14 protein-coding genes and 1 pseudogene are annotated in these 12,947 nt (G+C 72.9%); 7 read left to right on the forward strand and 8 right to left on the reverse strand.

From position 1 onward, the window contains the following. Both Q1K26_RS21205 and Q1K26_RS21210 read right to left on the reverse strand, forming a co-directional pair. A partial coding sequence (locus Q1K26_RS21205) for a Rieske 2Fe-2S domain-containing protein (RefSeq protein WP_300015802.1) occupies positions 1-645 on the reverse strand: 645 nt, incomplete at its 3' end. 117 nt (positions 646-762) lie between these two features. Continuing rightward, positions 763-1,641, reverse strand: coding sequence for a LysR family transcriptional regulator (locus tag Q1K26_RS21210; protein ID WP_300015805.1), 879 nt, complete (start codon positions 1,639-1,641; stop codon positions 763-765). A 155-nt stretch (positions 1,642-1,796) separates the two neighbouring features. On the opposite strand from Q1K26_RS21210, the gene Q1K26_RS21215 reads away from it, so the two are divergent. The 5 genes from Q1K26_RS21215 (at position 1,797) to Q1K26_RS21235 (ending at position 6,385) form a co-directional block, all read left to right on the forward strand. Further along, entirely contained in the window at positions 1,797-2,885 is a 1,089-nt protein-coding gene (locus tag Q1K26_RS21215) for an SDR family oxidoreductase (RefSeq protein ID WP_300015808.1), read from the forward strand. Positions 2,886-2,928: 43 nt separating this feature from the next. Beyond that, positions 2,929-3,855 (forward strand): alpha/beta fold hydrolase, encoded by a 927-nt coding sequence (locus Q1K26_RS21220; protein ID WP_300015811.1) that lies wholly within the window; start codon positions 2,929-2,931, stop codon positions 3,853-3,855. Beyond that, a complete protein-coding gene (locus Q1K26_RS21225; protein WP_300015814.1) occupies positions 3,855-4,679 on the forward strand; it encodes a hypothetical protein in 825 nt (274 codons plus the stop codon). The genes Q1K26_RS21220 and Q1K26_RS21225 overlap by 1 nt, the downstream gene beginning before the upstream one ends. Continuing rightward, the gene (locus Q1K26_RS21230) at positions 4,676-4,939 is read left to right on the forward strand and encodes a hypothetical protein (protein ID WP_300015817.1); all 264 of its coding nucleotides are present in this window, start codon (positions 4,676-4,678) and stop codon (positions 4,937-4,939) included. Before Q1K26_RS21225 ends, Q1K26_RS21230 begins: the two co-directional genes overlap by 4 nt. 111 nt (positions 4,940-5,050) lie before the next feature. Next, a complete protein-coding gene (locus Q1K26_RS21235) occupies positions 5,051-6,385 on the forward strand; it encodes a serine hydrolase domain-containing protein (protein WP_300015820.1) in 1,335 nt (444 codons plus the stop codon). On the opposite strand, the gene Q1K26_RS21240 is transcribed toward Q1K26_RS21235, so the two are convergent. From Q1K26_RS21240 to Q1K26_RS21260, 6 genes and pseudogenes are all read right to left on the reverse strand, one after another. Further along, positions 6,366-6,851, reverse strand: coding sequence for a hypothetical protein (locus Q1K26_RS21240; RefSeq protein ID WP_300015823.1), 486 nt, complete (start codon positions 6,849-6,851; stop codon positions 6,366-6,368). The two genes, Q1K26_RS21235 and Q1K26_RS21240, sit on opposite strands and share 20 nt — an antisense overlap. Positions 6,852-7,363: 512 nt before the next feature. Then, a pseudogene (locus tag Q1K26_RS28855) lies at positions 7,364-7,570 on the reverse strand (helix-turn-helix transcriptional regulator); the annotation flags it as partial. 140 nt (positions 7,571-7,710) lie between these two features. Next, a complete protein-coding gene (locus Q1K26_RS21245; protein WP_300015826.1) occupies positions 7,711-8,727 on the reverse strand; it encodes a methyltransferase domain-containing protein in 1,017 nt (338 codons plus the stop codon). 219 nt (positions 8,728-8,946) lie between these two features. Beyond that, entirely contained in the window at positions 8,947-9,318 is a 372-nt protein-coding gene (locus Q1K26_RS21250; protein WP_300015829.1) for a 6-carboxytetrahydropterin synthase, read from the reverse strand. A 79-nt stretch (positions 9,319-9,397) separates the two neighbouring features. Continuing rightward, complete coding sequence (locus Q1K26_RS21255; RefSeq protein ID WP_300015832.1) at positions 9,398-9,685, reverse strand: hypothetical protein; 288 nt, start codon at positions 9,683-9,685, stop codon at positions 9,398-9,400. A gap of 136 nt (positions 9,686-9,821) precedes the next feature. Then, entirely contained in the window at positions 9,822-10,334 is a 513-nt protein-coding gene (locus Q1K26_RS21260) for a prepilin peptidase (RefSeq protein ID WP_300015835.1), read from the reverse strand. Between the two features lie 973 nt (positions 10,335-11,307). Between Q1K26_RS21260 and Q1K26_RS21265 the strand changes: the two genes are divergently transcribed. Both Q1K26_RS21265 and Q1K26_RS21270 read left to right on the forward strand, forming a co-directional pair. Beyond that, a complete protein-coding gene (locus tag Q1K26_RS21265; protein WP_300015838.1) occupies positions 11,308-11,865 on the forward strand; it encodes a hypothetical protein in 558 nt (185 codons plus the stop codon). Further along, entirely contained in the window at positions 11,859-12,842 is a 984-nt protein-coding gene (locus Q1K26_RS21270) for a hypothetical protein (RefSeq protein ID WP_300015841.1), read from the forward strand. Before Q1K26_RS21265 ends, Q1K26_RS21270 begins: the two co-directional genes overlap by 7 nt. Positions 12,843-12,947: the final 105 nt, after the last annotated feature.

Genomic DNA, 12,947 nt, shown 5'->3' on the forward strand with positions numbered 1-12,947 from the left:
GAACACGTGGTAGTCGTCGCCGATGAAGTTCTCGGAGATGAGCTTCCAGTTGCCCGGCGACCGGTACCGGTGCCACCCCGGCAGCGCCTCCAGGCCCCCGAGGGGCCCGGCGAGCACGAAGTTCTCCAGCCACCAGCGCACGTCCTCGCCGAGCCACTCCTCCAGCGCGGGAGCCGCCGGGTCGAACGATGCGAGGAGGAGACCCTTGAAGTTCGCGACCTTCGCGACCTCCTCCAGCCCCCAGGCCGACTTGTCCAGCTCCCCCCGGTAGAGCATCTGCTCCATCGGCGCGCCGGTCAGGGCCCCGTCCAGGCCGTAGCTCCAGCCGTGGTACGAGCACGTGAAGCCCTTCACGTTGCCGCGGTCGAAGAGGCAGACCTGGTTGCCGCGGTGCGAGCATCGGTTCACCAGCACCCGGATCTGCCCGCCGGCGTCCCGGACCACGATGACGGGCACCTCGCCCATGTAGTTCGTGACGTAGTCCCCGGGCTTGCGGACCATGTCCTCGTGGCCCACGACCAACCAGGCCCGGTTGAAGACGCGGTCCGCCTCGATCCGGTACAGGTCCTCGTCGAAGTGGACCGCGGGCGCGACGAGACCGTTCTGCCAGTCGACGATGTCTCGCAGCTCATCGACATCCGTCATGGTTTTCCTCCGTTGAGAGCCCTGGGCACCCGTCCTGTGACGTGGGGCAGGACGCTATGGCGGCGGTCACCATGGTGTCTATTGCATAATTCGGATTGAAGTAATGCCGCCTGTGAATCAATGGCCGCCGGTGACCTCGCGGGCGAAGGCTCGCACCGGCGGAGCCAACTGTCGGTGGCGAGCCCAGTAGATCCAGATGGGGGCGGTCATCGGATAGCGCTCGTCGACCAGCACCGGCCAGCCGGCGGCCTCCTCGGTCCCGGTCAGGTTGTCGTCGGCGAGGACGGCGACCCCCAGCCCCGCGCGGGCCATCGCCACCAGCGTGGTGGTGTTGCCCGACTCGAGCGCGACGTCGAGGACGAGGCCGCCCTCACGCAGCGCCGGTTCGAGGAGGCGGCGGGTCAGGCTGTCGGGTCCACCGGTGAGCACCGGCACGCCCGCCAGGTCCGAGACGGGAACCTCGCGGCGGTCCCGCCACGGGTGATCCTCGTGGGTGATCACGACGACGCGGGCGTCCCCCAGTCGGTGCCCCGCCAGCCTCTCGTCGCTGCGGGGAAGTGCGGTGACGAAGTCGACGTCGCCGGTGAGTACCTGCTCCACCGGCGGCAGTCCGGACGACTCGTGCAGCGCGACGTGGATGAGCGGGTGGGCGCGGTGCAGCCGGCCGATCACCGGTGCGAGGAAGTGCGACACGTGCGGATGCGCGCAGGCGATCGTCACCACGCCGGCGCGGCCACGCGCCAGCTCGGTGCTCAGGGTTCGGATCCCCTCGGCCTGGGCGAGCAGCTGCTCGGCTCGCGGAAGCAGCTGGGACCCTGCGCTGGTGATCACCACGCCGCGGCCGGAGCGCTCGAACAGCGCCACGCCCAGCTCGGCCTCCAGTGCCTTGACCTGGCGCCACAGCGAGGGCTGGGCCACCTCCAGGCGCTCGGCGGCGCCGAGGAAGGACCCCACGCGGACGACCTCGACGAAATAGCGCAGCTGGCGCAGCTCCATTGATACTCCAGTTGAATAGCTTGTATTCGAACTATTCTATGGACGCAGATACGGGCGCGCCATAGCGTTGCGCTCCTCAGCGCCCGAGCGGGCAGATCCGTCGTCGACGGGCCGCTCGTGCTCGGCGCGGACCCCTGGACAGCGAGGAGCGCGAGATGTCGGTCGACGAGCCTTCCGGTGCGGACAGGCCGGACACAGCGTCCGTCACGGCCCGGCAGAAGCAGATGGTGGAGCGCAGCCTCCGCGAGTGGCGCGGCGATCTCGACGGACGGGTCGTCGTGGTCACCGGCGGCGCCCGCGGCATCGGCCGGTCCCTGTGCGAGGGGCTGATCCGCGCCGGCGCGCGGGTCGTCGCCGCTGACCGGACCTGGGACGGCGCCGAGGACTTCCGCAAGCAGCTGGACGCCGAGCAGGGACTGGCCGTCGAGGTGGACATCACCGACGACGCGCAGCTCGACGCCGCCTACGAGGCGGTCACGGACCGGTTCGGAACCGTCGACGTCCTGGTGAACAACGCGGCCCTTGTCTCGGAGACGCTCTTCGCGCCGACCGGTCACCGCAACACCCTGGACACGACCGACCAGGACTGGGAGGCGATGTTCGGCGTCAACGTCTTCGGCACGCTCAAGGTCATCCGCCGGTTCATCAAGCCCATGCAGGAGAAGAAGCGCGGCAGCATCATCAACGTCGTGAGCAGCGGCGTCCTGCCCGTCGCCGCCGGAGGCGGGTACCACGGGCTGCGACCGTGGACGGTCGAGATGCCCTACCAGGCCACCAAGGCGGCCGTCACCGCGCTGACGTTCTACCTCGCCGAGGAGGTGCGCGGCGACGGGGTCGCGGTCAACGCGATCATGCCCGGACACACCCGGGCGTCGTGGTTCGACACCACCGCCCGCGCGTTCAACGACATGGGGGTCGTCTACTTCATGCGGCCGGCGATCTCCGAGCACCTGCTGCCGATCACCCTGTTCCTCTCGGCCCAGGACGCCCGCGGGGCGGCCGGGCGGCTCTACTACGTGCCGGAGTGGAACTACGACCACGGTTTCGGCGACTACGCCGCGTGGCTCGACCACGAGCTGCCGGCGGACATGGAGGAGATGTATAGGCGACTCGAGGCCGCGATGCCCACGTACGAGCGGTCCGGGGTGCCCCACCTGCCCTTCGACGCGCAGGGGGCGCTGTACACAGCGGCGCTGGCCAACCTCGGCTCTCAGGAGAACTGGGCCGGCGGCAGCAACCAGTGAGCTGATAGCGCCGTCCGAGATCCACGTGAAGGGAAGGGAACCCATGACCGTCGAGGACGCCCCGGGGGTGGTGACGCGCTCGTTCTGGCTGGACCTGCTCGGCGCCGAGGTCCGGTTCCGGGACGCGAACGGTCACCGCACGCGCAGCATCGAGGCCGGAACCGGCGAGCCGGTGGTGCTGCTGCACGGCATCAGCGGGCACGCCGAGACGTGGGTGCGCAACGTGGGGCCGCTGGCACAGGACTTCCGGGTGCACTCCCTGGACATGCTCGGGCACGGTTTCACCGCCAAGCCGGCCATCGACTACTCGATCCAGGTGCTCGCGGATCACGTGCTCGGGTTCCTCGATGCGATCGGCGCCCGCCGCGCCCACCTGGTCGGCCAGTCCCTGGGCGGGTGGGTGGCCGCCTGGCTCGCCGTGCACCATCCCGACCGGGTCGCCTCGTTCGTCAGCGTCACCGGTGCCGGTCTGGAGCTGACCGAGGACGGTGCCGACCTCACGGCCCGGGTCGGCCGGAAGGTCGGTGACGCCACGCGGCGGGCGCTGGACGAGCCGACCCGGGAGAAGGTGCGGACCCGGCTCGAATGGCTGGTGCACGACCCGGCCGTCGTGACCGACGAGCTGGTCGAGACCCGGTTCCGGATCCAGACCCAGGCCGACTTCGCCGCGGTCGCCGCCCGGCTCGTGGACGCGTTCACCGCTGCCCCGCGGCCCCAGGAGGTGCTCACGGCCGACCTGCTGCGGCAGATCTCGAGCCCGACGCTGGTCCTCTGGACCCGGCAGAACCCCACGATGCCGTGGGAGGTCGGGAGGAAGGCGGCAGAGATCATCCCCGGGGCGGCCTGGTACCTGATGGAGGACGCCGGGCACTGGCCGCAGTTCGAGAAACCGGACGAGTTCCTCGACGTCGTCGGCGGGTTCCTGCGCTCGGTGTCGGGCCGGGCCGGTCAACCGGACGGAACCCGCTGATGGGGGTCCTCGTCGCGGGATACGGCGTCTCGCACACGGCCATGATGATCCGGAAGTACCGGCCGGAGGACCCGGCCCAGCTCCGGGTGCACCAGGCCTTCGGTCGGCTCCGCGACGAGATCGCCCGCCTGGCGCCCGATCTCATCGTGGTGGTCGGGAGCGAGCACCTCAACTCGTTCGGCTACGACGCCTTCCCCCAGATCTGCGTGGGCATCGGAGACGCCTGTACCGGCTGGGGCGACGGTGGGGTGGCGGCCGCCCGGCTGCCCCTCGCCGGCGGGTTCGCCGCGCAGCTGCTCGAGGACGGCCTGGAGGCGGGCTTCGACCTCGCCTTCTCCGCCAACCCCCGGATCGACCACGCGTTCATGGCCCCGTTGACGTTGATCCGGCCGCAGATGGACATCCCGGTGGTGCCGGTCTTCCAGAACTCCAGCACCGAGCCGCTTCCGCCGCTGTGGCGTTCCGCGGAGCTCGGCGAGCTCGTCCGGGACGTCGTCCACCGGCGGCCGAGCGCCGAACGCGTCGTGCTGCTGGGCACCGGCGGCCTGTCGCACTGGGTCGCCACCCCGAAGATGGGTGCCGTCAACACCGACTTCGACCGGCGCTTCCTCGGTCTCGTCCAGGCCGGGGACCTCGACAGCCTCGTGGCGATGAAGACCGCCGATGTCGTTGCCGAAGCCGGGAACGGCGCTCCCGAGATCCGCAACTGGATCACGGTCATGGCGGCGCAGCGGAGCCTGGCCCACGTCCTCGCCTACGAGTCCGTGCCCGACTGGGCCACGGGGATCGCGCTCGCGCGGTTGTTCCCGCGGGACCAGCCGTGAACATCGTCCTCGACGGGCTGCTCCGCAGGGCCGTCGCCGACGCCGACTTCCGGGAAGAGGCACGGCGGGCCCCCCACGACGCTGCGGACCGTGCGGGCGTCCCCCTCGCCGATCTGACCGCCGTGATCGAGGGCGACGTCGTCGCGCTGCACGACCGTGGCGCGCACCCCCTGCTCATCATGCAGTTGGCCGGTTCGCTGGGCATCGACCCCATGGAACGCTTCGGCCAGCCTCCGGTATTCACCGTGATCTCGGATTGAGTGTGTCGTAACAGCGAAAAGTTCCCCTGAGCTGGGAGAATGCGGCTGCTGAAGTCGCAGGACACCCGAACCGAGGAGCGCGCTGGGGTGCAATCGCGTGGAGGTGTGCGTATGGGCATCGACGAGGTGGTCGGAGGTGGCCGGCTCGACGTGAAGGCGGCCATCGCGCAGAGCGGGGACCATGTGCCGTCCGTCGTGCTGGGCGCAGCGCGTCGCGGTGAGGTTTTGGGTGTCGGGGCGGCGGGCACGGCGGACGTCGCGCTCGGGATCGCCGCTTCCGGTCGGGTGCCCTACCGGATCGGGTCGATCACCAAGACGTTCACCGCCGCGGCGGTGCTCGGCCTCGTCGAGGACGGCACGCTCGCACTCGACGACCTGTTGAGCACCCACCTGTCGGGGACGCCGTTCGGGGAGGTACCGTTGCGGGCGCTGCTGGCGCACCGGGGTGGTGTCCAGCGGGAGGCGCCGGGGGACATGTGGGAGTCGATGCGGGGCTCGGACGCGTTCGCCCTGCGGCGGTCGCTGGGGCGGGCGGAGCTGGTGGACCGGCCGGGTGTCCGGTGGCACTACTCCAATCTGGGCTACGCGCTGCTGGGGTTGGTCGTCGAGGCGGTCACCGGCGAGTCCTGCCCGGCGCTGATCGACCGGCGCCTCATCGCGCCGCTCGGACTGACCGCGACCGGGTGGAAGCGGCCCGACGGTGCCGCGAGCGGGTACCGCGTCGACCCGTATGCCGACGTGGTGCACCGCGAGCCGGACATGGACCAGGGTGCGGTCGGGGTGGGCGGGCAGCTCTGGTCGACCGCAGCGGACCTGCTGGTGTGGGGTGACGCCCTGGCCGGCGGCGCATCCGAGGTGGTCAGCCCGGCAGTCGTCGAGGCGATGCACACCCTCGAGGTGATGGTCGACCGGACGGGCTGGACGTCGGGGTGGGGGCTGGGACTGATCCTCGAGCGCCGCGGTGACCGGGTTCTGGCCGGGCACACGGGTGCGATGCCGGGCTTCCTGGCGGCACTGTCGTTCGACCGGACCACGCGATCGGTGGCGGTGGCGCTGTCCAACGCGACCCGGGGCGCGGCTGTCGGCGCGCTGGCCGCCGAGCTGGTGGACGACGTCGTCGACGGCCGGACGGGCGTCGAGCCGGTAACCGGCGTGGCGACGTGGGTCCCGCTCGACGAGGTGCCGTCCGCGGTGGACGGGGTGCTGGGCCGCTGGTGGTCGGAGGCCGCGGAGACCGTGTTCACCTGGCGGGCCGACGGGCTGCACGCGCTGCTCGTCGGCCGCCCCGTCGCGACCGAGACGCGGTTCGAGCAGCTCGACCGCGACCTGTTCCGCGCGGTGGCCGGCCGTTTCACCGGGGAGCGGCTCACCGTCCGCCGCGATGTGGCGGGGGAGGTCGCGGCGCTGGAGTGGGCGACCTACCCGTTCACGCGCACGCCGCGCTGAGGGCCCGGAGCCGGTCGATCGCGTCGGCCGTCGTCGCCGTGCGGGGCAGCGCGTCCAGGCGGAGTCCGACCGCGCGGAACCGGCGCAGCACTCGCGGCGACATCGCGGTGGTGGCGGCCGTCGCCGCGTGCAGGTCGGCGCAGGCGTTGTCGATCTCGCCGAGGCGCAGCAGCGCGTCGATGCGGTCGAGCTGCCAGATCACGCGGTTGCGGACGAACCGGTGCGGGGCGTTGTGCTCTTGCTCGGCCAGCGGTTGCAGCGCGAGGCCGGGCCGGTCCAGGTCGAGCAGGCAGCTGCCCCGGTGCCCGTCGAGCGCGGCCCGGTCGAACACCGACAGCCACGGGTGGGCGGCGGGGTCGTGGCCGTCCGGGTCGTGCCGTGCCAGCTCCGTGGCGGCCTGGTCGAGCAGGTCGAGGCACAGGCCGGTCTCGCCGAGGCGGGCGTGGGCCCGCGCGCCGATGGCCATGGCGAAGCCGGCGAGCCGGTGGTTGCCGCTGCGCCGGGCCCAGCCGATCGCGCCGTAGGCCCGCTCGACCCCGAGGGCGGGTCGCCGCCGTAGGTGGCGACGAACGACAGGCTCGGCCCCAGGACGAAGGCGGCGAGGGCGGGGTCGGCAGCGTGCTCGGCCCAGCTGCGGGCGGTGCCCAGGAGGTGCTCGGCGCGCCGGGAGTGGCCGTGGTCGAAACTCATCCATCCCGCGAGCTGGTGGGCCTCGGCGATCGAGGCGTGCAGCCGCGCCCGCTCGTCGGGCCCGACACGCGGCAGGACCTTCTCCGCGGCGCGAGCATGGGCCACGAGCGTTCCCGGGTCTCCCCGGTCGCTCATGGCGTGGTCGCCGCTGCGGACGGCGTCGATCACGAGGCGCAGCCGGGTCGCGGCGTCGTCCGGGGAGAGAACCGGAACGGCGACCGTCGCCGGCAGGTCCGCGCCGCCGGCGCTGTCCTCTCCGGCGGCGTCGCGGCCGAGGCGCACGAGAGCGCCGCCGGCCTCCAACGCCCGGTCGAGCCGCGTGACGAGGTCCGCCTGGGGCCGCCGGTCAGCCTTCTCGATCTTGCCAACGAGGTCACCGCTGACGTGGACCAGCCGTCCCACCGCGGCCAGCGACACGCCGCGCCGCTGCCGCAGGGCGCGCAGCTCGGCCCCGAAGAGCGCAGCCGGGGACGCCTGGGGATCGAGCGCCCGCATCCGGTTCGCCACCCCTCGCCCGCCTCCCGCCGCCCGTCACGCTGCACATCGGCGACGACACCGTACGCGACAGATCACGAGGTGGTGGCCGGTTCCGCGGATTGCGGGCGGACGGGTTCGTGCCGGGCGGGCAGGCGCGGTCAGACGGTCGCGTTCGCGGCCCAGGTCGGCCCCAGGGGCCAGCGCGGCCCCGTCCCGGGGTTGCGGTGCCACACGTGGCTGCCCGACGCGGTGGCGGTCACGCCGAAGTCTGTCCAGTCGGGGCGGTCCAGGTCGTCGAACACGGCCGCGGCCTCGTCGAGCGCGCGCACCAGGCGGGTCGGGCCCTCCTCCCGGACGTCGTGTCGGCCACGCCGGTCGGGAGCGTGCGCGATCTCGGCCCACGAGCCGTCGGGCGACTGGAGGTAGGTGGCGGTGCCCGTGCCCGTGGAGCGGACGGCGCGGGTCGTCCCGCGTGGTAGGTGCAGCTGCGCGAGAAGGACCAGTGGGGTCATGTCGTCCGCCAGCAGGGTCGGGGCGACCGGGGTGCTGCTCGAAGCCACGAGCCCGCCGGTCGGCGCGGCCGGTCGCCGGACGGCGCGACGGATCGCCGCGACCCGCCGTGCCGGGAGAGGGCCGGTCCAGTCGAGGAAGTGTCCCACCAGCGGCGGGTCCGCGGACCCCGCTGCTGGATCGTTGGTCGGGCGCTCGAACAGGACGTGCCTGCCGCCGCCCAGCCCCCCGGTGACGCGGGCCAGGAGACGGCCGCCCGGCCGGACGTGGTGCACCCAGACGGCGGGCACGTCGTCGGACTCGTAGCCGACGAGCACGCCGTCGAACGGTGCGCCGTCCACGGAGAGCGGGACGGGCGTGCTGCCGTCACCCGGTCGCAACGTCACGAGCAGGTCTCGCTCCTCCAACCGGCGGGCCGCGGACCGGAGCAGGTCAGGATCGATCTCCACGCCGACGACCCGCCCCGGGCCGAGCCGGTGCGCGGCGAGTGCCGTCGTGTAGCCGCAGCCGACGCCGAGCTGCAGCAACCGGTCACCGTCCCGAACGTCGAGCGCCTGAAGGCTGCGCACGATCAGTTCGGGCGGCGGGGAGGTCGCGACCGGGTGCCGGTCGCCCCACACGTCCAGCTCGGACAGGGCGACGGTGAGGGATGCGTCGGAGTACACCCAGTGCAGCCGGTCGGCCGCCTCGGGCTCCGTCCCGGGGGTTGTGCCGTTCCCAGCGCCCGCCCCGACCGGAAGGCGTGTAGTAGGTGGGCGCGAAGTGGTGCCGTGGCACGGCGAGCACCGCGTCGCGCCATCGGTCGTCCTGCAGGGCGCCGCGGCGAACCAGGCCGTCGACGAGGCGCTCGGCGTAGCGCTGCCAGCCGGCGCCGGCATAGTCGTTCATGTCGAGTTCCCGGCCGATGCGGTCAGGTGGATCTCGCCGTGGTCGCCCGCTCCGGTCCGCACGGTCACCGCGACCAGCTGTGCGTGCCCGGCAGGTCGAGCCGATCGGCGGTGCCAGGTCGCGAGGTGCTCCGCGATGGCCTCGCACGTCGGTGGCCGGTCGAAGAGCCGGTCCAGGTCGCGGTAGGCGAGGCGGCCCGCGACGTGCTCCTGGATCTCCGTGCGCATGTCGTCGTTGACGACGACGCCCGGGTGGACCAGCGTCGTACTCTCGAAGAGCAGCTCCACGGTGAAGTCGTGACCGTGCGGGCGGCCGGCGGGGTCACCGGGGTCCCGCCCACGAAGCGACAGCGCCGCGGGGAACGACACGCGCAGCTTCCCCGGAATCGAGGTCCGACTTCGGCGGCCGATCGCCCCTCTCCGCCGGTGGCAGCGCCACCGATCAGCCTCACGCCGCCCGCCGAGAACCGACGGTCGCGCGGGCCGTCGCGATCCGGCACGAGGGTGCGAGGCTCGACGGCCTGCTGCGACTCACCAACGTGTAGGTCGGCGTGGTCCGGCCCGGCTCCCACCGGACGAGGAAGATCCACGTCACCAGGCCGTCGGCCAGGTACTTCGCTGCGACCTGCTTCGCGGCATCGAGCGAGTCCCGCGCGTCGCGTCGCGCCTCGTCCCGCAGGACCACCCCTCCGCGCCACTCGACGACCCGGCCCTGGATCTCGTACCGTTCGCTCACGACGCCACTCCCATCCCCTCGGCCGGCACGCGTGTGGCCGGTCCGGATGCCAGTCAGCCCGGCGGTACGGCGAAGATCCAGAGTGCGGGCCCGGACAGCGGCGGTGTCCGAATGCGTCCTTAACGGGCCGGGTCGATCAGCCGGAGAGCAGCGCGGCGAGGGCGCCGCCGAGCAGGAACGGACCCATGGGTATCGCGCGGGGGCGCCGTCCGACACAGCGAAGGACGAGGAGGAGGGCGGCGGCTCCGAGCCACGCGACCGCGGTGCCGGTCACGACCGTGGCCCATCCCTGCCAGCCCATCGCCATGCCGAGCAGGGCGCCGAACGTGACGTCCCCCGAACCGAGGCCGCCGTTCGACGCGAGCGCGACAAGGAGGTAGGCCAGCCCGACGGTCGCGGCGGCAGTGAGAGCGGTGAGGAGGTTCTCCCAGCGTCCGGTACCGGCGGCCTCGACGGTGAGCAGGCCGCCCAGCACGCCGAGGCCCGGAACGACGAGCCGCCGGGGAAGCCGCCGCTCGACGACGTCGATCGCGGCTGCGACGACTCCGGCGCCGGCGAGGAGGCCGAAGGCCAGTAGCTCGATCCCGGTGAACCGCAGTGCGAGGACCCCGGCTGCGAGTCCGGTCGTGCCGGCGCAGGCGCCGATCAAGGCGCGGTGTGGCGGTGCGTCTCGTTTCGTGAGGAGACGCGGGATGGCGGCTGCGGCGAGCGACCCGCCCAGCGACGATCCCGGCCCCGCTCGACAGATCCACGCCCACGGCGCACTGCGGGTCGTCCCTGCCGTTGGCGGTGTTCCGGCCGGGGAGGACGACACCCCTTATCCCCTCGATGCGGACGGAGTAGCTCTCCGCAGCCTGGCTGTCCGGGTTGAGCGCGGCCGTCCTCCACGGGATGTTGACGAGGAACAGGTCGCCGAGCTCCGGTGGGGATGCATCCTGGCAGGGCGGCGGGATGCAGATCTCGATCTCCACCGCCTTGGAGTTGTCGTACCGGCAGCCCGCGGCGATCCCGTCGTCCTCGTCGAGCTCCATGGGAACCGGCTCCCGGCGCGGATCCGCGGGGCGGACAGTGGCGGGGAAGTCCGCCCACGTGATCGTTTCGCAGACGTCGAAGGGGGCGCTCAGCTCACCAGGGCTGTCACCGGTCGGGGCCGGAGCTGCGGTCGTCGGCTGCGGCGTGGCCGCTGGCAGCGCGGCTTCCGGCGTCGGGCCCGGCGCGGCCGTCCCGACTCCGTCCACCACGACTGCGCAGGCCGAACTACCCGCGAGGATCGCGGTCAACACGAGCCAGATGCGCCGCAGGGGCGTCGTCGGCCTGCTGTCCGATCCGGACGTCGATGTGCTCTCGCCGAGCATCGGCCCCTCGTCCCTCCGTTCCGGGTCCGGTGCGAGCAGGACGAGCCGCATGGCCCAACCGCTAGGTCGAGCATGCACCCGGAAGGTGATTGCGCGGACCGCGTTTGGCTGATGACTCGTAGCCCGGAAGGGTGAATTTCGGTGCGATCGCCATACGGACCAGGAAGTCCGTACTCGCGCACTTCGGCGTCCGTGCTGGTGGCGGGTGTACATGTGTTCCGTGTCGTCCGATGATCAGGGCCCGAAGCCGAAGAGGGGAGGTGTTCGATGTCCGGCAGGTTCAGCTCCGTCCTGGTGGCCTCGGTGCTGGCCCTGACGGCCGGGTGCTCGGTGGGCACGTCGCCCTCCCCGAGCCCACCCCCGATGCCGGACACACCCTCGGCGCAGGCGTCGCCCGCGCCGTCGGCCGACGACCTGGCCGGGCAGGAGGCGCTCGCCGCGTACCGGGGGATGTGGGACGACTTCGTCGCCGCCGGGACGACGTCGGACTGGCAGTCGACGAGCCTGGGGCGCCACGCGACGGGGCAGGCGCTGACGAACCTCTCGCGCGGTCTCTACGCGGACAGCGCGAACGGCCTGGTGACCCGCGGCGCGCCGGTCCTGTCCCCGGAGGTGTCGTCGGTCGAACCGTCCGGCGCGCCGGTCCGCGTGATCGTGGCCGACTGCGGCGACTCGACGAACTGGCTCAAGTACCGGGAGGACGACGGCACGCGAGCCACCGACGGTTCCGGTGGGCGGCGGCTGATCAACGCCCTGGTCGAGCGCCAGTCGGACGGTTCGTGGAAGGTGTCCGACTACGGCGTCCAGGAACTCGGGTCATGCTGACGGGTCCGGCGGCGTTCGCCGCGCTGGTCGCGGTGGCCGGCGCCCTCGCCCAGCCCGCGCCGGAGCCGCCACCATCGGGCGACGGCTGGGGTTCGGTGTCGTGCTCGGAGACACCGTCACCGGCGTGCGACCTCGGCGCGGGTTCCGGCGGGGCCCCGGCGCCAGACGCCGACCTGACGCTTCCCGACGACCCAGGTCCGCGCAGCGGTGGTGCGGACGAAGCGGCGCAGCCCGTCGACGGCGTGCGCTGCTCGTACGTGATCAGCGACTTCCGGCCGCCCGGCGGCGGGCTGGTGCCCGCGTCCTTCGGCACGCCGCCGCGGGGGCCGGCGGCCGTGGTCGTCGTGCCGGCCGCCACCCGGCGCGAGCGGCAGCCCGAGCCCGGCGAGGACGGCGCTTGGTACCTGTGGCGGTGCCCGGGAGACGGGTTCCGCGACTCGCTCTACCGCGCGCCGGTGTGGATCCCGGACGGCGAGCAGGTCCCGGGCGCGGAGAGGCCATCGGCGGCCGACCTGGCCGAGCAGGCCAGGGACCGCCTGCGCCTGCCCGATCCGGCGGTGGCGGCGAGCCCGGTGGGCGACCAGCTGGTGAACCTGCCGACCTGGTTGTGGCTGGACGGCGACTGGGCGCCGGTCGAGGCGACGGCCTCGGTGCCGGGGGTGTCGGTGACGGCGCGGGCGGTCCCGGAGTCGGCGACCTGGTCGATGGGCGACGGCAGCGAGGTGGTGTGCCGGGGCCCGGGAACGCCGTACGCCCCGGGGACGGACCCGGCATCGCCGTCGCCGGACTGCGGGCACACCTACGGGGCCTCGTCGGCGGGCAGGCCCGGCGAGACGTTCGCGGTGGCGGTCACCGTGAGCTGGACGGTCACGTGGTCCGGAGCGGGGGATGGCGGCACATTCCCCGGGCTGACCACCACCAGCGAGGCGGGGTTCCGCGTCGCGGAGTCCCAGGCCCTGGTCACCGGGGGCGGTTGAACCCCGGCGGGGGCAGTACGGCGAGCGACAGCAGTAGCCATATCGCGACGACACGGCGCGCCGGAACCACGGGCGGTGCGGCGATCCGGCGCGCCTTGTCACGAC

Origin of the sequence: Pseudonocardia sp., assembly GCF_029263155.1 — a bacterium.
Classification (GTDB): Bacteria; Actinomycetota; Actinomycetes; order Mycobacteriales; family Pseudonocardiaceae; genus Pseudonocardia.

Excerpts from the sequence above, each read along its gene's own strand:
- Q1K26_RS21210 (WP_300015805.1), bottom strand. The coding sequence starts at position 1,641 with ATGGAGCTGCGCCAGCTGCGCTATTTCGTCGAGGTCGTCCGCGTGGGG.
- Q1K26_RS21215 (WP_300015808.1), top strand. The coding sequence starts at position 1,797 with ATGTCGGTCGACGAGCCTTCCGGTGCGGACAGGCCGGACACAGCGTCC.
- Q1K26_RS21220 (WP_300015811.1), top strand. The coding sequence starts at position 2,929 with ATGACCGTCGAGGACGCCCCGGGGGTGGTGACGCGCTCGTTCTGGCTG.
- Q1K26_RS21225 (WP_300015814.1), top strand. The coding sequence starts at position 3,855 with ATGGGGGTCCTCGTCGCGGGATACGGCGTCTCGCACACGGCCATGATG.
- Q1K26_RS21235 (WP_300015820.1), top strand. The coding sequence starts at position 5,051 with ATGGGCATCGACGAGGTGGTCGGAGGTGGCCGGCTCGACGTGAAGGCG.
- Q1K26_RS21240 (WP_300015823.1), bottom strand. The coding sequence starts at position 6,851 with ATGGCCATCGGCGCGCGGGCCCACGCCCGCCTCGGCGAGACCGGCCTG.
- Q1K26_RS21265 (WP_300015838.1), top strand. The coding sequence starts at position 11,308 with ATGTCCGGCAGGTTCAGCTCCGTCCTGGTGGCCTCGGTGCTGGCCCTG.
- Q1K26_RS21270 (WP_300015841.1), top strand. The coding sequence starts at position 11,859 with ATGCTGACGGGTCCGGCGGCGTTCGCCGCGCTGGTCGCGGTGGCCGGC.